Consider the following 20,285-nt stretch of genomic DNA (forward strand, 5'->3'; position numbering starts at 1 on the left):
GTGCAATCGAGAATCCAGACTCTTTGATATAGCATTCTGCAATATCCCAAAGAAAAAGCTATGCCGGTATTGCAATTTTCTTGAGGCGATCGGCATTGTCCAGCGCGATGCTATCCCCCCCGCGAGAGGTGCGGAGCGCGACTATACCGACACGTGTCAGGCGGTCTGCAGCACCGCCAGTTGCCGGCGCAGGTCTGCGTTTTCGGCTTCTAGTGTGGCCACACGCCGCTGCAACACGGACACCGAGTCATCGGCCTTGACATCGACATCAATTGACAAATCCTCGCGCGCGACACGCTTGGCATCACGCACGCGCTTGGCCGCTTGCTTGAGTTGGTCTTTGCCGGCCGCGGCGGCAGCGACCTGCTCCTCTGCGGGTAGGGTGGCCACGGCGGCTGCGGCATTGATAGAGATGGTTCCCGACTTCACCGCGGCCACCAGCTCGGGCGCGGCCTGTTTCTGAATCTTCTCGATCATCACCACTTGATTGCTGCTCAGGCGGGCAGCCTTGGCAATGTCTTCGCGGCTTTGGCGCGGCTCTGGCGCAGGTACGGTTGCGCTCAAAGCACCCTGATCTACCTCGGTACCAACGTCCGATACTGCTGCCTGTACGCGAGCACGACGCTCCAGCATGATTTCGCGTTTGCGCAAGGCCAACACGCCCCGCTGAAAATCCGACACACTGCGCCGGCCCAGGTGCTGGTCGATCATCCAGAGGTGCACATCGTCTATGGAATGAAACAGGTTGCTTTGCAAGGTCTGGAAGGGCAACCCGTGTTTTTGGCAAATGCCGTAGCGGTTGTGCCCATCCACCAGCACGTCGCCCCATAGCACTAGCGCATCGCGGCAGCCCTCCGCCAGGAGGCTACGCTCTAGCGCCGCATACTCTTCCGGTGTCAGCGGATCGATATAGGCTTTCAGAGCTTCGTTGACAACGATGTGCATGGCGTATTCAGGAGAAGGGGGACATAAAGAAAGTGCGCGCAACAACAGGTAGCCCGCAAAAGGCGTCGCACAAAGCGAAACGCCCACATCAGTGGGCGTTTGCTGCAAACATTAACTGCTTGCTGTATTGGTTGCGGAGGCTAGATTTGAACTAACGACCTTTGGGTTATGAGCCCAACGAGCTACCAGGCTGCTCCACTCCGCGTCAAGACTTAGATTATAACCTATTAAGCTTGGGCTGCGTCAGAAGTTTCAACAACTTCTTCAGCACGGTCCACCAATTCGACCAGGGCCATAGGCGCATTGTCGCCCACGCGGTAACCCATCTTCAGAATGCGGGTATAGCCGCCTGGACGGGCTTTGAAACGGGGGCCAAGCACGTCGAACAGCTTGGTCACGCTGTCGCGGTCACGCAAACGGTCAAATGCCAGACGGCGATTGGCTACAGTGGCTTCTTTGGCCAAAGTGATCATGGGTTCCACAACACGGCGCAATTCCTTGGCCTTGGGGACCGTAGTTTTGATGACTTCGTGTTCGATCAACGAATTCATCATGTTGCGCAGCATTGCCAAGCGGTGAGAGCTTGTGCGGTTGAGTTTACGTAGTCCGTGTCCGTGACGCATGGTAGTTTTCCTTCAGTTTTTAGACAGGCAGCCGGATCAGGTACTGCCCGTGGCACGGAACCCCTGCGGGGTTCAATTCAAATTAACGCTTTTCCAGGGAGGCAGGAGGCCAGCTTTCCAGCTTCATACCCAGTGTCAGACCGCGAGAGGCCAACACTTCCTTGATTTCGTTGAGCGACTTACGACCCAGGTTAGGGGTCTTCAGCAGCTCGTTCTCGGTGCGCTGAATCAGGTCACCGATGTAATAGATGTTTTCTGCTTTCAGGCAGTTGGCGGAACGCACGGTCAATTCCAGCTCGTCCACCGGACGCAGCAAGATAGGATCGAACTGCGTGTTACCACGTGGTGCAGGAGAATCGAACGCAGCCAATTCGCTGCCTTCCAACTGTGCAAACACAGCCAACTGCTCCACCAAGATCTTGGCCGACGCGCGCACTGCGTCTTCTGCAGACACGGCACCATTGGTTTCGATCTCGACGACCAACTTGTCCAGGTCAGTACGCTGCTCAACGCGAGCGCTTTCCACGGTGTAACTCACGCGCTTCACCGGCGAAAAAGAGGCGTCCAGAACAATACGGCCAATAGACTTGTTGGGTTCATCGGCGTAACGGCGCATGCTGCCGGGCACATAGCCGCGGCCTTTTTCAACCTTGATTTGCATGTCCAGCTTGCCGCCGTGCGACAAATTGGCAATCACGTGGTCAGGGTTGATGATTTCCACATCGTGGGGCGTTTGAATGTCGGCGGCCGTCACCAGACCTTCAACGTCCTTGCGCAGGCTCAACGTCACTTCTTCACGGTTGTGCAGTTTGAAAACCACACCCTTCAGATTCAGCAGAATGTTGACCACATCTTCTTGCACACCGTCAATCGACGAGTACTCATGCAGAACGCCCGCAATCGTCACCTCGGTGGCTGCAAATCCAGGCATGGACGACAACAACACGCGACGCAAAGCGTTGCCCAGAGTGTGCCCGTAGCCACGCTCAAAGGGCTCGAGAGCGACTTTGGCGCGGTTTACACCGATCTGTTCAACACTGATGGACTTGGGCTTCAGCAAATTATTTTGCATGCAACTTCCTCTCAATACCCCCGACTCGTTACGTCAGTAAGGCTGGTGAAGCACCTATATCGCGGTGCCCCGCGATATAGGAACGATTTCAACGACAGTTGTAATTAGCGTGAATACAGTTCGACGATCAACGACTCGTTGATGTCAGCACCGAATTGGTCGCGGTCAGGAACCGACTTAAAGGTACCTTCAGCTTTGTCAATGCTCACGTCCACCCAAGCTGGCATGCCAACTTGTTGTGCCAATTGCAGAGCTTCGACAATGCGGTTCTGCTTCTTGGACTTGTCGCGCACACCAACCACGTCACCGGCCTTGACCATGTACGAGGGAATGTTCACGGGGGCGCCATTCACAGTGATCGCTTTGTGGGACACCAGCTGACGTGCTTCAGCACGTGTGGAGCCAAAACCCATGCGGTACACCACGTTGTCCAGGCGGGATTCCAGCAAGAACATCAGGTTCGCACCGGTGTTGCCCTTGCGGCGGTCGGCTTCTGCGAAGTAGCGGCGGAACTGACGTTCGAGTACGCCGTACATGCGCTTGACCTTCTGCTTTTCACGCAGTTGCAGACCGTAATCGGATGTGCGCGCGCCAGAAGTGCGGCCATGTTGACCGGGTTTGGAATCAAATTTGGCCTTGTCAGCGATAGAACGACGAGCGCTCTTCAGGAACAGGTCCGTGCCTTCGCGGCGGGAGAGTTTGGCCTTGGGGCCTAGATAGCGTGCCACTTGAACTTCCTTTTATGTCATCTGCCGCACAGAAATGCGGGAGCCGTCAACGAAAGTTGACGGCGGTGGGCTTGTTAAGAACTTAGATACGGCGACGCTTTTGAGGGCGGCAACCGTTGTGCGGCACGGGAGTCACATCAGCAATCATGTTGATGCGGATGCCCAGTGCTGCCAAGGCACGAACCGAAGATTCGCGACCAGGACCGGGGCCCTTGATCTCGACGTCGAGGTTCTTGATACCTTGTTCCAGAGCTGCGCGGCCGGCCACTTCGGATGCTACCTGAGCAGCAAACGGAGTGGATTTACGCGAACCCTTGAAACCTTGACCACCGGAAGAAGCCCAAGACAATGCATTGCCTTGGCGATCGGTGATGGTAATGATGGTGTTGTTGAACGACGCATGCACGTGTGCAATACCGTCCGCAACATTTTTGCGGACTTTCTTGCGCACACGTTGTGCGGCGTTATTGGCGGGAGCTTTTGCCATAGTGGTATCTCAATCCCTATTATTTCTTCAAGGACGCAGCAGCCTTACGTGGGCCTTTGCGAGTGCGGGCGTTGGTGCGTGTGCGCTGACCGCGCATAGGCAAACCGCGGCGATGACGGAAGCCACGGTAGCAACCAATGTCCATCAAACGCTTGATGTTCATGGTTGTCTCGCGACGCAAATCACCTTCGATTGTAAATTGCGCGATTTGGTCGCGAATTTTTTCCAGGTCTCCATCAGTCAAGTCTTTGACCTTCTTGGAGTAAGCGATGCCACAAGCTTCGCAAATTTTGCGTGCGCGGGTGCGACCGATACCAAAAATAGCTGTCAAGCCAATTTCGGAATGCTGATGCGGCGGAATGTTGATGCCAGCGATACGTGCCATTTTCGTCCTCTAAAACTCTTGCAATTAACCCTGACGCTGCTTGTGACGTGGATCTGTACAGATCACACGCACAACGCCCTTGCGACGGATAATTTTGCAGTTACGGCAAATTTTCTTGACCGAAGCCGAAACTTTCATATTTCTCTCCTAAAACTCTTCGCCCCGTTCCGACTTTGAATCGCGCGGAACATGCGCTGTTACTTTCGTTCTAAACACCATGTACGTACGACATTAATCGTACGACTTCATCTCTCTTCAAGAAGCCTTGAAGTTTGCCTTCTTCAGCAGTGACTCGTATTGCTGCGACATCATGTAGTTCTGAACTTGTGCCATGAAATCCATGGTCACCACCACAATAATCAACAGCGACGTGCCACCGAAGTAAAACGGGACGTTGTACTTCAAGATCAAAAACTCAGGCAAGAGACATACAAACGTGATGTAAATCGCACCAGCCAACGTCAGGCGGAGCAGTATTTTATCGATGTATTTGGCCGTCTGGTCACCAGGACGAATCCCGGGGATGAAAGCACCACTCTTTTTCAAGTTGTCTGCGGTCTCGCGGCTGTTGAATACCAGTGCCGTGTAGAAGAAGCAGAAGAACACAATCGCAGCGGCATACAGCATGACATACACAGGCTGCCCAGGACTCAAGGTGCTGGCGATATCTTTCAACCAGCGCATCGACTCACCAGAGCTGAACCAATTTGCAACCGTTGCAGGCAACAGAATGATCGACGAAGCAAAGATGGGAGGAATCACACCTGCCATGTTCAACTTCAGCGGCAAATGCGAAGACTGACCACCATAAACCTTGTTACCGACTTGGCGCCTAGCGTAATTCACCAGAATCTTGCGCTGACCGCGTTCGACAAATACTACAAAGTAGGTGACCAATGCAATCAAGACCACCACCAGCAACGCCACGATGATGCTCATGGATCCGGTACGCACCAACTCCAGCAAGCCACCAACCGCATTGGGCAATCCAGCGGCGATACCGCCGAAGATCAGAATCGAAATCCCGTTGCCCAAGCCACGCTCGGTAATTTGTTCGCCCAACCACATCAGGAACATGGTTCCTGCTGTCAACGTAACCACGGTGGTCATGCGAAAGCCAAATCCAGGCGCAATCACCAAACCAGCGGATGCTTCCAGCGCCATAGCAATGCCAAGCGATTGAAACAGCGCCAGACCCAGTGTGCCGTAGCGGGTGTATTGGGTAATCTTGCGACGCCCAGCTTCACCTTCTTTTTTCAGCTGTTCAAATGCAGGCAGCACGTACCCGAGCAACTGCATAATGATCGATGCCGAGATGTACGGCATGATTCCCAGCGCAAAAATCGTGAAGCGCGAGAGTGCACCGCCCGAGAACATATTGAATAAACTCAATATGCCGCCTTGCTGACCTTTGAACAGCTGTTGCAGCTGAGCAGGATCAATGCCAGGCACCGGGATGTGCGCACCCAAACGGTACACCACCAAAGCGAGCAGCAAGAAGACGAGTCGGCGACGCAGATCGCCGAACTTACCTGTCTTTGCTGTTTGAGCCGCGTTTGTTGCCACGTGCTAACTTTCGCTTCGCAGAACTTAAGCTACGCTACCACCAGCAGCTTCAATAGCTGCCTTGGCACCGGCTGTTGCGCCAATACCGGTGAGCTTGACTGCCTTGGCAATAGCTCCGGTATTGATAACCTTCACCACTTTGGCAATTTCGCCCACGGCACCAGCTTGCTTCAAAGCCAGCAGATCGACTTCTGCCAAACCCAGAGCTTCCAGCGCTGTCAAAGTGATCTCAGCATTGAACTTCAGCAAGTGCGATTTGAAACCGCGCTTGGGCAAACGGCGATGCATAGGCATCTGTCCGCCTTCAAAACCGACTTTGTGGTAGCCGCCCGAACGGGATTTTTGACCTTTGTGTCCACGGCCGGCAGTCTTGCCCAGGCCAGAACCGATACCACGACCCACGCGACGCTTGGCGTGCTTGGCACCGTCAGCGGGCTTGATGTTATTGAGTTCCATCATCAACCTCTTACAGCACTTTGATCAGGTAGCTGATCTTATTGATCATTCCGCGCACAGCGGGTGTGTCTTGCAACTCACTGGTGCTGTTGAGCTTGCGCAGACCCAGACCACGCACGGTGGCGCGATGCGATTCTTTGGTTCCAATGGGGCTACGCACCAATTGGATTTTCACGGTTTGTTGTGTTGTCATTTTGAAATCCTCGATTAAGCGAAGAGTTCTTCAACGGTTTTGCCGCGCTTGGCTGCAACCTGAGACGGTGTCGTAGACACAGACAGGGCATCCAACGTGGCACGAACCATGTTGTAAGGATTGCTGGATCCGTGGCTCTTGGCCACGATATCGGTGATACCAATCACTTCAAAAACTGCGCGCATAGGGCCGCCAGCAATGATGCCGGTACCCTTGGGAGCTGGCGCCATCATGACGCTGGCTGCACCGTGGTGGCCCATCACCTTGTGGTGGATGGTTCCGTTTTTCAATGAAACCTTGAGCATATTGCGACGGGCTTCTTCCATCGCCTTTTGAACTGCTGCAGGCACTTCTTTGGACTTTCCTTTGCCCATGCCGATGCGACCATCGCCATCGCCAACCACGGTCAAAGCGGCGAAACCGAGAATACGGCCACCCTTAACAACCTTGGTCACGCGATTGATCGCGATCATTTTCTCGCGCAGACCGTCCTCAGGACCCTCGGCCTTACCTTGCATTTTTGCTTGAACTTTAGCCATCTTTATTTCCGATCTGCTTAGAACTGCAAGCCAGCTTCACGCGCGGCATCAGCCAACGCCTTGACGCGTCCGTGGTAGGCAAAACCTGCGCGATCAAACGCAACTTTTTCCACACCAGCGGCTTTGGCTTTTTCAGCCACACGCTTGCCAATGATTTGGGCCGCGGCGACGTTGCCGCCCTTGCCACTAGCACCCAAGGACTTGCGCACTTCTGCTTCTGCAGTGGAGGCGCTTGCCAAAACCTTGCCGCCGTCGCCAGAGATAACACTGGCGTAGATGTGAAGGTTGGTGCGTGTCACAGTCAAACGTGCAACGCCTTGCGTAGCAATGCGAATGCGAGTCTGACGGGCTCTGCGAAGACGCTGCTCTTTTTTGGTCAACATGTTGCAGCTCCTTATTTCTTCTTGGTTTCTTTGATCGTGATCTTCTCATCCGCATAACGGATGCCCTTGCCCTTGTAGGGCTCTGGGGGGCGAATCGCACGAATCTCAGCGGCGATCTGGCCAACACGTTGGCGATCAGCCCCTTTGATCAAGATTTCAGTGGGGGTGGGAGTGGCCACGGTAATGCCAGCAGGCATATCCACGTTCACAGGATGGGAGTAACCCACCGCCAAGTTCAACTTGGCACCAGTGGCTTGCGCCTTGTAACCCACACCAACCAGGCTCAGCTTGCGCTCAAAGCCTTTGGTCACACCAACCACCATGTTGTTGACCAACTGGCGAATCGTGCCAGTCATTGCGTCAGCTTCACGGGATTCGTTAGCAGGCTGAAAGCTCAGCTTGCCAGCGTCGTTAGCGATTTTCACCAGGCTGTTTTGAGCCAAGTGCAAGGAGCCGCCAGTACCCTTCACGCTGATTTGATCAGCCTTGATGGATACCTCGACACCTGCAGGAATGGTGACAGGAAGTTTGCCTACACGGGACATTGTTTATTACTCCTCAATGCAGCGTTAAGCGACGTAGCACAGCACTTCGCCACCGACACCGGAGGCACGCGCTTTGCGATCAGTCATAACACCCTTGGGGGTGGTCACGATGGCAACGCCCAAGCCGTTTTGGACTTGAGGAATTGCTTCGCTACCACGGTATACACGCAGGCCAGGGCGGCTAACGCGCTCGATACGCTCAATCACGGGGCGACCGGCGTAATATTTCAAGGCGATTTGGAGTTCAGACTTTCCACTTTCAGTAGAAACTTTGAAACCGTCAATATAGCCTTCGTCTTTCAACACTTGGGCAATAGCAATCTTCACTTTGGAAGAAGGTACCGAGACAGTCGTCTTGGCAACCATTTGCGCATTGCGGATGCGTGTCAACAGGTCGGCGATGGGATCACTCATGCTCATGTTTTGTTCTCCTATCGCTTACCAGCTGGCTTTGACAATGCCGGGGATCTCACCAGCAAAAGCCATTTCACGAATCTTTGCACGGGCCAGACCGAAGTGCTGGAACGTTCCACGGGGACGGCCCGTGATCGCACAACGGTTACGTTGGCGTGTGGGGTTTGCGTTGCGAGGCAACTTTTGCAGACCCAAACGGGCTGCAGCGCGCTCTTCATCAGTGCGCTTCACATCACCAGCGATAGCCTTGAATTCCGCGTATTTCTTCGCGTACTTGGCTGCCAACTTGTCACGCTTGTTTTCGCGTTCGATTAATGCCATCTTAGCCACAGGTCACCTCAATTCTTGAAAGGGAAACGGAAGCCAGCGAGCAGTGCCTTGCACTCTTCGTCGGTCTTGGCCGTTGTGGTGATGCTGATATTGAGGCCGCGCAAGGCATCAACCTTGTCATATTCAATCTCAGGGAAAATGATCTGTTCTTTCACGCCGATGTTGTAGTTGCCACGACCATCGAACGCGCGACCAGAAATACCGCGGAAGTCACGTACACGAGGCAGAGCCACGGTTACAAAACGATCCAGGAATTCATACATCTGAACGCCACGCAGAGTCACCATGCAACCAATTGCTTGGCCTTCACGGATCTTGAAGCCGGCAATCGCCTTCTTGGACTTGGTCACCACAGGCTTTTGGCCTGCAATCTTCGTCAAGTCGCTCACAGCGTTGTCCATGACCTTCTTGTCGGCAACGGCTTCGCTCACACCCATGTTCAGGGTGATTTTGGTAAGACGAGGCACTTGCATAGGCGAGGTGTAACCAAACTTGGTTGTCAGCTCAGCCGCCACTTTTTCGCGGTAGTGTTGTTGGAGACGTGCCATGGTTATGCCACCTTGATTTCTTCGCCGCTGGACTTGTAAACGCGAACGCGTTTGCCGTCAGCCAGCACCTTGATACCAACACGGTCAGCCTTGCCAGTTGCGGCATTGAAAATAGCCACGTTGGATTGGTGAATAGGCATGGTTTTTTCAACGATGCCACCGGTTGTGCCCTTCATGGGGTTTGGCTTGGTGTGCTTCTTCACCAAGTTAATACCATCGACAACTACGTGAGAGTCGTCTTTGCGCAGGGAGATAACTCCGCGCTTGCCCTTATCGCGACCTGCGATAACGATGACTTGGTCGCCTTTGCGAATCTTGTTCATGGCGGGTCCTTACAAAACTTCAGGAGCCAAGGACACGATCTTCATGAACTTTTCAGTACGCAGTTCGCGCGTCACTGGTCCAAAGATGCGGGTGCCAATGGGCTCCAGCTTGGCGTTAAGCAACACTGCTGCGTTGCCGTCGAATTTCACCAAAGAACCGTCGCCACGGCGGATGCCCTTGGCAGTACGAACGACCACAGCACTGTAAACCTCGCCTTTTTTGACGCGGCCACGGGGAGCGGCTTCTTTGATGCTAACTTTGATGATGTCGCCAACACTTGCATAACGACGCTTAGAACCACCCAGCACCTTGATGCAAAGGACGGACTTAGCGCCGGTGTTGTCGGCAACTTCCAATCGAGATTCAGTTTGGATCATTTCAATATTCCCAACTTGCACCAGAGATTGCATTCACCACTACGGCAAACACCCTCGTCCAGTCAGTCTTGGGCCCGCTGTTTGCAGCACAAACCACTCATGCTGCATTCATTTGGGCAGAACCTTCATACTTTTTCAAGCGAAGCCCACGATTGTGCCCCCTGTTCTATGGGCTGTCAACACCTTTTAAGGCGCAATCAACAAATATTGTTGTGCCAACACCTTAAATTCTGCCTCCTGAGGTGGCAAGCCGGTCTCTTCCGCAAGGATTTCGGCAACCCGCGGCGCCAGAGAGCTTGCCAGAGCTGCATCAAGGAACAGCAGGCGCGAGCGGCGGGCCAGCACATCTTCTACGGTCACCGCATATTCATAACGGGCGGCAAAGCGCACCATGCCCTCGGTCAACCCCGGCGCCAGCTCGACGCTGGCACCAGGCATGTGGGCCACTACGCTTTGCTCGTCACCGTAGCTGGGCAGCCCAGGGGGCAAACAAATGGACTGTACGGCCGAACCGCCCTTCGTGGCCCCTACCAGCTTCAGATGCACCGTAGCACCCTGCGGACGCTGGGGTAGCAGCTGCTTTTCTGCACATTTTTCGAGCACATCTTCGGCCATGGCCCGGTAGGTTGTCCATTTACCGCCGGTCACCGTGACCAGCCCACTGCGACTCACCAGCACTGTGTGCTCCCGGCTGATGCCCTTGGTATTGTTGCCTTCGTCATCTTGGGGTTTAACCAAAGGCCGCAGCCCCACCCAGATGCTTTTGACATCCGCCCGTGTGGGCGCCCGGCGCAGGTAGCGTGCCGATTCGGTCAGGATGAACTCAATTTCTTCCTCAAAGGCCAGCGGCTCGCGCGCCAGGTCATGGCGTGGCGTGTCTGTCGTCCCCAGGATGACCTTGCCCAGCCATGGCACCGCAAACAGCACCCGGCCGTCGGCTGTTTTGGGCACCATGAGCGCCGTATCGCCGCCCAGAAACTCGCGGTCCACCACAATATGCACGCCTTGACTGGGTGCCACCATGGGTTTGGTCGGCCTGCGACCGTCTCCTGCATTGGCATCCCCGTCTTTTTGCCGTAGCTCATCGACCCACACGCCCGTGGCATTGACCACGCAGCGCGCTTTCACCGGATATTGCTTGCCAGTCAGCGTGTCTTCGCACAGGACACCCTGCACCTTGTGATCTATATAGATAAGGTCTGCCGCCCGGCAGTAGTTCACCAGCAGCGCACCTTTGGTGGCCGCGGTGCGCGCCAGGGCCAGGGCCAAACGGGCGTCGTTGAACTGTCCGTCCCAGTACTTCACCCCACCCTTAAGCCCCTGGGGCTGGGCCGTAGGCAACAGCTTGAGGGTGGCATCACGCCCGAGAAACTGGGTCTTGCCCAAACCGGCCTTGCCCGCCAGGGCGTCGTACGCCACCAATCCGGCGCCATAGAACGGGGTTTCCCACCATTGGTAGGACGGCATCACAAACGGCAGCGGTTGCGCCAGATGCGGGGCATTGTTCAGCAAGGTGGTGCGCTCGTGCAGCGCCTCGCGCACCAGAGAAATATTGCCTTGGGCTAGATAGCGGACGCCGCCATGGACGAGCTTGGTGGCCCGCGATGAGGTGCCCTTGGCAAAGTCATGCGAGTCGACCAGCACCACACTAAAACCGCGCGCAGCGGCATCCAGCGCCACGCCCAGACCCGTGGCACCGCCGCCCACGATGGCAATGTCGTACGTGCGGTCTTGCGCCAAGCGCGCAATCAGGTCTTCACGCAGGGTGGGGAGAGGGGGCGCGTCAATGGCCATAAGTATTTTCTAAATGGACGGCGGGCGGGCACAGCGCCCAGAACCCGCTGAAAGAACCTTGTGAACAACGGCCACGCAGGAAGTTCCTGCACGGCCGTTGTTCTACTGCTCGCGAATTAGCGAACCTTGCCGTTTTTCCATGCGTTCAACAAAGTGTCGTACGCAATGGTCTCACCCTTAGGCTTCTCGTTGGCCAGCTTCTTCCATGGCGCACCCTTGTCGCTCAGCCACTTGTCGGGGCTGCTCTTGGGGTTGAGCTTGGGTGGGCACACGGCCATGCCGGAGCGCTCCAGGCGGCCCATCACACCGTCCATCTCTTCGGCCAGGTTGTCCATGGCAGCTTGCGGGGTTTTCTCACCCGTCACGGCCACAGCCACGTTCTTCCACCACAGCTGGGCCAGCTTGGGGTAGTCAGGCACGTTGGTACCAGTGGGTGTCCAGGCCACACGGGCCGGGCTGCGGTAGAACTCCACCAGGCCACCCAGCTTGGGCGCCATGTCGGTCATGGCCTTGGACTGGATGTCAGACTCACGGATAGGCGTCAGGCCCACGGTGGTCTTCTTCAGCGAGGTGGTCTTGGCGGTCACGAACTGGGCGTACAACCAGGCGGCAGCCACCTTGTTGGCGTCATGGTCCTTGAAGAAGGTCCAGGAACCCACGTCCTGGTAGCCGTTCTGCATGCCTTGCTTCCAGTACGGGCCATTGGGGCCAGGGGCCATGCGCCACTTGGGCGTGCCGTCGGCATTCACCACAGGCAGACCGGGCTTGATCATGTCTGCGGTAAAGGCGGTGTACCAGAAGATTTGCTGGGCGATCTGGCCTTGTGCAGGCACCGGGCCGGCTTCGCCGAAGGTCATGCCAATGGCTTCCTTGGGCGAGTACTTCTTCATCCAGTCGATGTACTTGGTCAGTGCATATACGGCTGCTGGCGAGTTGGTCGCACCGCCGCGGGACACAGAAGCGCCTTGTGGCGTGCAACCGTCGGCGGAGGCACGAATGCCCCACTCGTCCACGGGCTTGCCGTTGGGGATGCCCACATCAGCCGTACCGGCCATGGACAACCATGCGTCGGTGAAGCGCCAGCCCAGGGAAGGATCTTTCTTGCCGTAATCCATGTGACCGTAGATCGGCTTGCCATCAATGGTCTTCACGTCTTCGCTGAAGAAAGCGGCGATGTCTTCGTAGGCGCTCCAGTTCAGGGGCACGCCCAGGTCATAGCCATATTTGGCCTTGAACTTGGCTTTCAGCTCAGGCTTTTCAAACAAATCAGCACGGAACCAGTACAGGTTGGCAAATTGCTGGTCGGGCAGCTGGTACAGCTTCTTGTCGGGACCAGTGGTGAAACTGGTGCCGATGAAATCCTTGATGTCCAGACCGGGGTTGGTCCACTCTTTGCCAGAACCCGCCATGTAGTCGGTCAGATTCATGATCTTGCCGTAGCGGTAGTGGGTACCGATCAGGTCGGAGTCGGTGATCCAGCCGTCATAAATGGACTTGCCGGATTGCATGGAGGTTTGCAGCTTCTCCACCACATCGCCTTCACCGATCAAGTCGTGCTTGACCTTGATACCAGTGATTTCTTCAAAGGCCTTGGCCAATGTCTTGGATTCGTATTCGTGGGTGGAGATGGTCTCGGACACCACGGAAATTTCCTTCACGCCCTTGGCCTGCAGCTTCTTGGCCGTTTCGATGAACCACTTCAGCTCCGCAGCCTGCTGGTCCTTGCTCAAGGTGGAAGGCTGGAACTCGCTGTCGATCCATTTCTTGGCAGCCGCTTCATCCGCCCACCCTTGGGTTCCCACGGCGCACGCCATGGCGACGGCCAATACGGAATATCTCAATTTCATTGTCAATCTCCTCGGTCTGATTAACCCCTGTTTGAAAGAATGGCGCGGCCCCAGGGGAGATAAGCCGAACCTTTGAAAAGAGAGGTCAGCCCTTGCGCATCACCAGACCCAACAAGGCCACGGAGAGCACAAAGCTGATCCAGATCGAGGGCTCGGACTCCAGGCCCATCCACTCGACCAGACGTCCGCTGATGCCCACAAACGCCAGATTCACATAGGCCGCACTCAGCAGCCCGACAAACAGACGGTCGCCGCGCGTGGTCTCCATGGGCAAGAAACCCTTGCGCGAAATGGTGGGCGATTTGATTTCCCACACGGTCATGCCCACCAGCATCAATGCGATGCAGCAGAAAAATACGGCCACCGGCGTGGTCCAAGCCATCCAATCAAACATCGTGCAGTCCTCTCAAACACGGCCCATCGCGAAACCCTTCGCGATGTAGTTGCGAACAAACCAGATGACGATGGCACCTGGCACGATGGTCAGTACGCCGGCCGCCGCCAGCGTGGCCCAGTCCATGCCCGAGGCCGAGACGGTACGGGTCATGGTGGCGGCAATCGGCTTGGCGTTCACGCTAGTCAAGGTGCGTGCCAATAGCAGCTCCACCCAGCTGAACATGAAGCAGAAGAACGCCGCCACGCCCACACCGGCCTTGATCAGCGGGATGTAAATGCGGATGAAGAAGCGCGGGAACGAATAGCCGTCGATGTAGGCGGTCTCGTCAATTTCGCGCGGGATGCCACTCATAAAACCTTCCAGAATCCACACCGCCAACGGCACGTTGAACAACAGGTGCACCAGCGCCACCGCGATATGCGTGTCCATCAGGCCCACTGAGGTGTACAGCTGAAAGAACGGCAACAGGAACACCGCAGGTGGCGTCATGCGGTTGGTCAACAACCAGAAGAACACATGCTTGTCACCGAGAAAGCTGTAGCGCGAAAACGCATAGGCCGCAGGCAGGGCAACGATCAGTGAGATGACAGTGTTGATGCCCACGTAGATCAGGCTGTTGATGTAGCCCGAGTACCAGGCCGAATCCGTCAGGATGGTCTTGTAGTTGTCCCAGGTGAAGTGGTCCGGGAATAGCGTGAAGCCCGCCAGGATTTCGTTGTTCGTCTTGAACGACATGTTGACCATCCAGTAGATGGGCAACAGCGCAAACACGATGTACGCCAGCATGAACAGCGAGCGCTTTTGAAACTTGGGCTTATTCATGGCCACCCTCCTTAGCCTGGGTGCCGACGCGCTGCATCCAGTTGTACAAAATAAAGCACATCAACAAGATGATCAGGAAATAGATCAGCGAGAACGCGGCGGCAGGTCCCAGGTCAAACTGGCCTACGGCTTTTTGCGTGAGGAATTGCGACAGGAAGGTGGTGGAGTTGCCCGGGCCACCACCGGTCAGCACAAAGGGCTCGGTGTAGATCATGAAGCTGTCCATGAAGCGCAACAGCACCGCGATCATCAGCACGCCGCGCATCTTGGGCAGCTGCACGTAGCGGAACACATCGAGCTTGCTGGCACCGTCAATGCTGGCAGCCTGGTAATAAGCGTCGGGAATGGAGCGCAGCCCCGCGTAGCCCAGTAGCGCCACCAGCGGCGTCCAGTGCCACACGTCCATCAGCAACACGGTCAGCCACGCGTGGGCCGCATTGCCGGTGTAGCTGTATTCAATACCCAGGCCCTGTAGTGCCGCGCCCATGAGGCCAATGTCAGTACGACCAAAGATTTGCCAGATGGTGCCCACCACGTTCCAGGGGATCAGCAGCGAGAGCGACACAATCACCAGCACGGCAGACGATTTCCAGCCCTGGGCCGGCATCGCCAGCGCCAGCAGGATGCCCAATGGCAGCTCTACGGCCAGCACCGCAAACGAATAACTGATCTGGCGCAAGAGCGCGCCGTGCAACTCTTCGTCACGCATGATGGCCGCGAACCACTCGGTGCCCACAAACACGCGGCGTTCGGGCGAGATGATGTCCTGCACCGAATAGTTCACCACCACCATGAGCGGCAGGATGGCCGAAAAGGCCACGCAAATCAGCATGGGCAGAATCAAAAACCAGGCCCGCTGGTTGACCGGTTTGGTCGTCGTACTCATGCCACGATCTCCTCGTTTTGGTAGAAGCAGGTGTGTTCACCCATCACCTGCAACCACACGTTGTCACCTGCCGTGAGCTGCGCAGCATCGACAGCCAGACGGGCCTTGATGGTGTGGCCTTCGCGGGCTGCACTCACAATCACATGGGTCCCCACGTCCTGCACCTGGGTCACGGTCATCGGCAGGGCACCCGGGGCATTCGCACCGGCCACACTGACGTACTCGGGGCGCACGCCCAGCTTGAAATCACCATTGGCCAGTGGCCGCGTGTGCGGCAAGGTCACCACAGCGCCTGCCGTATGGAAGTCGCCATCGGCATTGCGACCCGGCAGAAAGTTCATACCCGGCGAGCCGATGAAATGGCCCACAAAGGTGTGGCTGGGACGCTCGAACAGATCCGCCGCCGACCCCACCTGCACGGCACGGCCGCGCGTCATCACCACCACCTGCTCGGCAAAGGTCAGAGCCTCCACCTGGTCGTGGGTCACGTAGATGAGCGTGAGCTTGAGCTCGTGGTGGATCTGCTTGAGCTTGCGGCGCAGCTGCCACTTCAGATGTGGGTCGATCACCGTCAGCGGCTCATCAAAGAGCACGGCCGACACATCGGGCCGCACCAGACCGCGACCCAGCGAGATCTTCTGCTTGGCGTCGGCGGCCAGGCCCGCGGCACGCTGGTTGAGCTGACCACTCATTTCCAGCATCTCTGCGATCACGCCCACGCGCTTCTTGATCTGGTCGGCCGGCATCTTGCGGTTGCGCAGCGGAAAGGCCAGGTTCTCGGCCACCGTCATGGTGTCGTAGATCACCGGGAACTGGAACACCTGCGCGATGTTGCGCTGCTGCGGCGTGGCATGCGTGACGTCCTTACCGTCGAACAGCACCGTGCCTTGCGAGGGTGTGACCAGGCCCGACATGATGTTGAGCAGGGTGGTCTTGCCGCAGCCCGAAGGGCCGAGCAACGCATAAGCTCCGCCGTCGTCAAAGGTCATTTTGAGTGGCAACAGCGCGTAGTCGCTGTCCTGCTGCGGGTTGGGCCGGTAGGCGTGGGCCAGGTCAAGTTCTATGCGTGCCATATCAGCGTCCTTTGCCGCGCACGGGGGCCAGCAGCAACATGCCCTGCGCGTCAAACACATAGACCTGCGCAGGGTTGAAGAAGAAAGTGCAGGGTTGGCCCAAATCAAAGTGGTGCACACCGGTCAGCTGTGCCACCAGTTCGCCCAGCGGGGTCTCGAAGTGCACAAAGGTGTCGGTGCCCGAAATTTCGGCCAGCTCCACCGTGCCCACCAGAGACACATCGCCCTCCTGGGCGCGCACGCGCAGCGCACTGGCCCGCATGCCCACGGTCAGTGTGGACGACTTGGTGGGTGGCAAAGCCAGCGCAATCTGTGGCCCCTGGGCCAACTGCACGCCTGTGGACGCCACCGACGCGGCCAGCAGGTTCATGGGGGGGTCGCTGAACGCACGTGCTACGCGGATCGACTGGGGCGCGTGGAACACCTCGGCCGTGGGGCCGTACTGCAGCAGCTCGCCCGCATCCAGCACCGCGGTGTAGCCACCCAGCAGCAGGGCTTCACCCGGTTCGGTGGTGGCGTAGATCACCGTGGAGTCGCCCGCTGCAAACAGGGCGGTCAACTCGTCGCGCAGCTCTTCGCGCAACTTGTAGTCCAGGTTCACCAGCGGCTCGTCCAGCAGCATCAGCGGCGCGCCCTTGGCCAGTGCACGGGCCAGGGCCACGCGTTGCTGTTGGCCGCCCGACAGCTCTGCAGGGTAGCGGTCCAGAAACATCTCGATGTGCAGCTTGGCAGCCAGCTCACGCACGCGCTGCTCCACGTTCTTTTCGCCACGTAGCTTCAGCGGCGAGGCAATGTTGTCGCGGACCTTGAGCGAGGGGTAGTTGATGAACTGCTGGTAGACCATGGCCACATTGCGTTCACGCACGGGCATGCCGGTGACATCCACTCCATCCACCCGCACCTGGCCGGCGCTGGGCGCATCCAGCCCCGCCATGATGCGCATCAGGCTGGTCTTGCCAGCCTGGGTCGCACCCAACAGCACGGTCACCGCACCACTGCGCGGCGCCAGGCTCATGTCGTACAGCCAAGTCTGCGGCCCTACTTTTTTGCTGATGCCTTCCAGAGTCAACTGCATCACGCCACCTTTTCTTGTTGCATAGAGAACCGAGATGATTTTCGAATCGGCGAATTATTGTTCGTTTCGATTCGTTTTGTCTTGGTATTAACCCTATGAATGTTCCTTTTGATTCGTTTTACAGTCTGGCCGTCCCGGCGATTCGGGGTAAAAACACACCATGCACCCAAACCCCCGACAACTAACCCTGCTATCGGTCGTCCAGGCCCAAGGCTCCGTCACCGTAGAGCAACTGGCAGAGACCCTGGGCGTCACCCTGCAGACCGTGCGGCGCGATGTGCAACGCCTGGCCGACGAGGGCATGCTGGCGCGCTTCCACGGTGGGGTGCGGGTGCCCAGCTCCACCACCGAGAACATTGCCCACCAACAGCGAGAAAGCCTGAATGCCGAAGGCAAATCGCGCATTGCGCGCGCCGTGGCGGCCGTGGTACCCAACGACTGCTCGCTGATCCTCAACATCGGCACCACCACCGAGGCCATTGCCCGCGCCCTGCTGCACCACACCGGCCTGCGCGTGATCACCAACAACCTGAACGTGGCCAGCATCCTCAGCACCAACCCGAAGTGCGAAGTCATCGTGGTGGGCGGTGTGGTGCGCGGGCGCGACCAGGGCATCGTGGGCGAAGCTGCGGTGGACTTCATCCGCCAGTTCAAGGTCGACCTAGCGCTGATCGGCATCTCGGGCATCGAGGCCGATGGCACGCTGCGCGACTACGACTACCGCGAGGTGAAGGTCGCGCAAACCATCATTTCGCATGCGCGCGAAGTCTGGCTAGCCGCCGACATCAGCAAGTTCAACCGCCCCGCCATGGTCGAGGTGGCCACGCTGTCGCAGATCGACCGGCTGTTCACCGACGCGCCACCGCCCGAACCCTTTGCCGCCCTGCTGGCCGAAGCGCAGGTGCGCCTGGCCGTGGCCATACCCTGATTCGCTCCTCCTGATTTATTGACACTCCGATTGCAATGACCTACCTGCTCGCCCTCGACCAAGGCACCTCCAGCTCCCGCAGCATCGTGTTCGACCCCAGCGGCCGCACGGTGGCCATGGCGCAAAAGGAACTGACCCAGATTTACCCCCAGCCAGGCTGGGTGGAGCACGATGCGCTGGAGATCTGGCGCATCCAGCTCGCCACCGCGCGTGAGGCCCTGGCCAAGGCCGGCATTACCGCGGCGCAGGTGACGGCCGTGGGCATTACCAACCAGCGCGAGACCACCGTGGTGTGGAGCCGCTTGACCGGCCAGCCCATCCACCACGCCATCGTCTGGCAAGACCGGCGCGCCGAGCCCACCTGTGTGGAGCTGCGCGCACGGGGCCTGGCCGACACCATCCGCGACAAGACCGGCCTGCTGGTGGACGCCTATTTCTCAGGCACCAAGCTCAAATGGATCCTGGACCAGGTACCCGGCGCGCGCGCGCAGGCCGCCAGCGGCGAACTGGCCTTTGGCACCATCGACAGCTGGCTGATCTGGCAGCTGACCGAGGGGCGCGTGCATGTGACGGACGTGAGCAATGCCTCGCGCACCATGCTATTCAATGTGCATACCAACCTGTGGGACGAAGACCTGCTGGCCGCGCTGGACATTCCCGCCAGCCTGATGCCCACGGTGCAACCCTCGGCCTCGCTGTTTGGCGAGGTGGCGCCCGCGCTGCTGGGCCATGCGATTCCGATTGGTGGTGTGGCGGGCGACCAGCAAAGCGCCTTGTTTGGCCAAGCATGCTTCAAAGCCGGCATGGTGAAGAACACCTACGGCACGGGGTGCTTCATGCTCATGCACACCGGCCACAACTTCCAGACCTCCGAGAACGGCCTCATCACCACCAGCGCCGCGCAAACCACCGCCAAGCCCGAATTTGCCCTGGAAGGCAGCGTGTTTGTGGGCGGCGCCGTGGTGCAGTGGCTGCGCGACGGGCTGCACGCCATCCAGGGCAGTGGCGAGGTGCAAAGCCTGGCGCAAAGCGTGCCCGATTCGGGCGGCGTGATTGTGGTGCCGGCCTTCACCGGCCTGGGTGCGCCCTACTGGAAGCCTGATGCACGCGGATCTATTACAGGGCTCACCAGGGGTTCAACCCTCGCCCACATTGCGCGGGCCGCTCTCGAAAGCATAGCATTCCAAAGTGCGGCGTTGCTGCAAGCCATGAGCCGCGACGCCGTGCGCGCGGGCGGTGCGCAGGTGTCTGAACTGCGTGTGGACGGTGGTGCCTGCGTGAACGATTTGCTCATGCAATTCCAGGCCGACCTGCTGGGTATTCCCGTGGTGCGCCCCGCCGTGACCGAGACCACCGCGCTGGGCGCGGCCTATCTGGCGGGCCTGACCACCGGTGTGTACGGCAGCACCAGCGAACTCACCGACCTGTGGAAGGCCGAACGCCGCTTCTTGCCCACCCTGGCCCCGGCACGCGCCCGGGAGCTGATGGACCGCTGGGAACACGCGGTGCAGCAAACCACGCTGTAAGCCGCGGTTGGTCTTGGGCGCT

Annotated in this window: 27 protein-coding genes and 1 tRNA gene; 2 read left to right on the top strand and 26 right to left on the bottom strand. The window is 57.9% G+C overall.

Features of this window, described 5'->3' with window-relative positions:
• Positions 1-156: 156 nt before the first annotated feature.
• From J2X15_RS07295 to J2X15_RS07420, 26 genes are all read right to left on the bottom strand, one after another.
• Positions 157-945, bottom strand: coding sequence for a plasmid replication/partition related protein (locus J2X15_RS07295; protein WP_310340883.1), 789 nt, complete (start codon positions 943-945; stop codon positions 157-159).
• Positions 946-1,073: 128 nt separating this feature from the next.
• A tRNA-Met gene (locus tag J2X15_RS07300) sits at positions 1,074-1,150 on the bottom strand.
• Between the two features lie 22 nt (positions 1,151-1,172).
• Entirely contained in the window at positions 1,173-1,568 is a 396-nt protein-coding gene (gene rplQ, locus J2X15_RS07305; RefSeq protein WP_310340885.1) for a 50S ribosomal protein L17, read from the bottom strand.
• Between the two features lie 82 nt (positions 1,569-1,650).
• Positions 1,651-2,640 carry a DNA-directed RNA polymerase subunit alpha gene (locus J2X15_RS07310; protein WP_310340888.1) on the bottom strand — a complete coding sequence of 330 codons (990 nt, stop codon included), beginning with the start codon at positions 2,638-2,640 and terminating at the stop codon, positions 1,651-1,653.
• Positions 2,641-2,744: 104 nt separating this feature from the next.
• On the bottom strand, positions 2,745-3,368 hold the full coding sequence (gene rpsD, locus J2X15_RS07315; RefSeq protein ID WP_310340891.1) for a 30S ribosomal protein S4: 624 nt from the start codon (positions 3,366-3,368) through the stop codon (positions 2,745-2,747).
• 82 nt (positions 3,369-3,450) lie between these two features.
• On the bottom strand, positions 3,451-3,855 hold the full coding sequence (gene rpsK, locus J2X15_RS07320; RefSeq protein ID WP_029706489.1) for a 30S ribosomal protein S11: 405 nt from the start codon (positions 3,853-3,855) through the stop codon (positions 3,451-3,453).
• Between the two features lie 19 nt (positions 3,856-3,874).
• The gene (gene rpsM / locus J2X15_RS07325) at positions 3,875-4,240 is read right to left on the bottom strand and encodes a 30S ribosomal protein S13 (RefSeq protein ID WP_105259338.1); all 366 of its coding nucleotides are present in this window, start codon (positions 4,238-4,240) and stop codon (positions 3,875-3,877) included.
• Between the two features lie 24 nt (positions 4,241-4,264).
• Positions 4,265-4,378, bottom strand: coding sequence for a 50S ribosomal protein L36 (gene rpmJ / locus J2X15_RS07330; protein ID WP_012348927.1), 114 nt, complete (start codon positions 4,376-4,378; stop codon positions 4,265-4,267).
• Positions 4,379-4,495: 117 nt separating this feature from the next.
• Positions 4,496-5,806, bottom strand: a complete 1,311-nt coding sequence (gene secY / locus J2X15_RS07335) for a preprotein translocase subunit SecY (RefSeq protein WP_310340923.1) — start codon at positions 5,804-5,806, stop codon at positions 4,496-4,498.
• 24 nt (positions 5,807-5,830) lie between these two features.
• On the bottom strand, positions 5,831-6,262 hold the full coding sequence (gene rplO / locus J2X15_RS07340; protein WP_310341244.1) for a 50S ribosomal protein L15: 432 nt from the start codon (positions 6,260-6,262) through the stop codon (positions 5,831-5,833).
• Positions 6,263-6,272: 10 nt separating this feature from the next.
• Positions 6,273-6,455 (bottom strand): 50S ribosomal protein L30, encoded by a 183-nt coding sequence (gene rpmD / locus J2X15_RS07345; RefSeq protein WP_310340925.1) that lies wholly within the window; start codon positions 6,453-6,455, stop codon positions 6,273-6,275.
• 14 nt (positions 6,456-6,469) lie between these two features.
• Positions 6,470-6,994, bottom strand: a complete 525-nt coding sequence (rpsE, locus tag J2X15_RS07350) for a 30S ribosomal protein S5 (RefSeq protein WP_310340927.1) — start codon at positions 6,992-6,994, stop codon at positions 6,470-6,472.
• A 17-nt stretch (positions 6,995-7,011) separates the two neighbouring features.
• Positions 7,012-7,377 carry a 50S ribosomal protein L18 gene (gene rplR / locus J2X15_RS07355; protein ID WP_310340929.1) on the bottom strand — a complete coding sequence of 122 codons (366 nt, stop codon included), beginning with the start codon at positions 7,375-7,377 and terminating at the stop codon, positions 7,012-7,014.
• Between the two features lie 11 nt (positions 7,378-7,388).
• The gene (gene rplF / locus J2X15_RS07360) at positions 7,389-7,922 is read right to left on the bottom strand and encodes a 50S ribosomal protein L6 (protein ID WP_310340932.1); all 534 of its coding nucleotides are present in this window, start codon (positions 7,920-7,922) and stop codon (positions 7,389-7,391) included.
• 24 nt (positions 7,923-7,946) lie between these two features.
• Positions 7,947-8,342, bottom strand: coding sequence for a 30S ribosomal protein S8 (gene rpsH, locus J2X15_RS07365; protein ID WP_310340935.1), 396 nt, complete (start codon positions 8,340-8,342; stop codon positions 7,947-7,949).
• Between the two features lie 18 nt (positions 8,343-8,360).
• The gene (rpsN, locus tag J2X15_RS07370; RefSeq protein ID WP_310340938.1) at positions 8,361-8,666 is read right to left on the bottom strand and encodes a 30S ribosomal protein S14; all 306 of its coding nucleotides are present in this window, start codon (positions 8,664-8,666) and stop codon (positions 8,361-8,363) included.
• A gap of 8 nt (positions 8,667-8,674) precedes the next feature.
• On the bottom strand, positions 8,675-9,214 hold the full coding sequence (gene rplE, locus J2X15_RS07375; protein WP_310340943.1) for a 50S ribosomal protein L5: 540 nt from the start codon (positions 9,212-9,214) through the stop codon (positions 8,675-8,677).
• A 2-nt stretch (positions 9,215-9,216) separates the two neighbouring features.
• A complete protein-coding gene (rplX, locus tag J2X15_RS07380; protein WP_310340946.1) occupies positions 9,217-9,537 on the bottom strand; it encodes a 50S ribosomal protein L24 in 321 nt (106 codons plus the stop codon).
• Positions 9,538-9,546: 9 nt separating this feature from the next.
• Entirely contained in the window at positions 9,547-9,915 is a 369-nt protein-coding gene (gene rplN, locus J2X15_RS07385) for a 50S ribosomal protein L14 (protein WP_007861702.1), read from the bottom strand.
• Between the two features lie 186 nt (positions 9,916-10,101).
• A complete protein-coding gene (locus J2X15_RS07390; protein WP_310340949.1) occupies positions 10,102-11,709 on the bottom strand; it encodes a glycerol-3-phosphate dehydrogenase/oxidase in 1,608 nt (535 codons plus the stop codon).
• 116 nt (positions 11,710-11,825) lie between these two features.
• On the bottom strand, positions 11,826-13,556 hold the full coding sequence (locus J2X15_RS07395; RefSeq protein ID WP_310340953.1) for an ABC transporter substrate-binding protein: 1,731 nt from the start codon (positions 13,554-13,556) through the stop codon (positions 11,826-11,828).
• Between the two features lie 85 nt (positions 13,557-13,641).
• Positions 13,642-13,950: a DUF2160 domain-containing protein gene (locus J2X15_RS07400; RefSeq protein WP_310340954.1), complete on the bottom strand. Its 309-nt coding sequence runs from the start codon at positions 13,948-13,950 to the stop codon at positions 13,642-13,644.
• Positions 13,951-13,962: 12 nt separating this feature from the next.
• The gene (locus J2X15_RS07405; protein ID WP_310340955.1) at positions 13,963-14,775 is read right to left on the bottom strand and encodes a carbohydrate ABC transporter permease; all 813 of its coding nucleotides are present in this window, start codon (positions 14,773-14,775) and stop codon (positions 13,963-13,965) included.
• Positions 14,768-15,661 (bottom strand): carbohydrate ABC transporter permease, encoded by an 894-nt coding sequence (locus J2X15_RS07410; protein WP_310340956.1) that lies wholly within the window; start codon positions 15,659-15,661, stop codon positions 14,768-14,770. Before J2X15_RS07410 ends, J2X15_RS07405 begins: the two co-directional genes overlap by 8 nt.
• Entirely contained in the window at positions 15,658-16,734 is a 1,077-nt protein-coding gene (locus J2X15_RS07415; RefSeq protein ID WP_310340958.1) for an ABC transporter ATP-binding protein, read from the bottom strand. Before J2X15_RS07415 ends, J2X15_RS07410 begins: the two co-directional genes overlap by 4 nt.
• A 1-nt stretch (position 16,735) precedes the next feature.
• Positions 16,736-17,809 (bottom strand): ABC transporter ATP-binding protein, encoded by a 1,074-nt coding sequence (locus tag J2X15_RS07420; protein WP_310340960.1) that lies wholly within the window; start codon positions 17,807-17,809, stop codon positions 16,736-16,738.
• Positions 17,810-17,969: 160 nt separating this feature from the next.
• On the opposite strand from J2X15_RS07420, the gene J2X15_RS07425 reads away from it, so the two are divergent.
• Together J2X15_RS07425 and glpK are read left to right on the top strand one after the other, a co-directional pair.
• A complete protein-coding gene (locus J2X15_RS07425; protein ID WP_310340962.1) occupies positions 17,970-18,737 on the top strand; it encodes a DeoR/GlpR family DNA-binding transcription regulator in 768 nt (255 codons plus the stop codon).
• Between the two features lie 35 nt (positions 18,738-18,772).
• Positions 18,773-20,263 (top strand): glycerol kinase GlpK, encoded by a 1,491-nt coding sequence (glpK, locus tag J2X15_RS07430; RefSeq protein ID WP_310340964.1) that lies wholly within the window; start codon positions 18,773-18,775, stop codon positions 20,261-20,263.
• Positions 20,264-20,285: the final 22 nt, after the last annotated feature.

The organism is Rhodoferax saidenbachensis (assembly GCF_031457975.1).
Taxonomy (GTDB): domain Bacteria; phylum Pseudomonadota; class Gammaproteobacteria; order Burkholderiales; family Burkholderiaceae_C; genus Allorhodoferax; species Allorhodoferax saidenbachensis_A.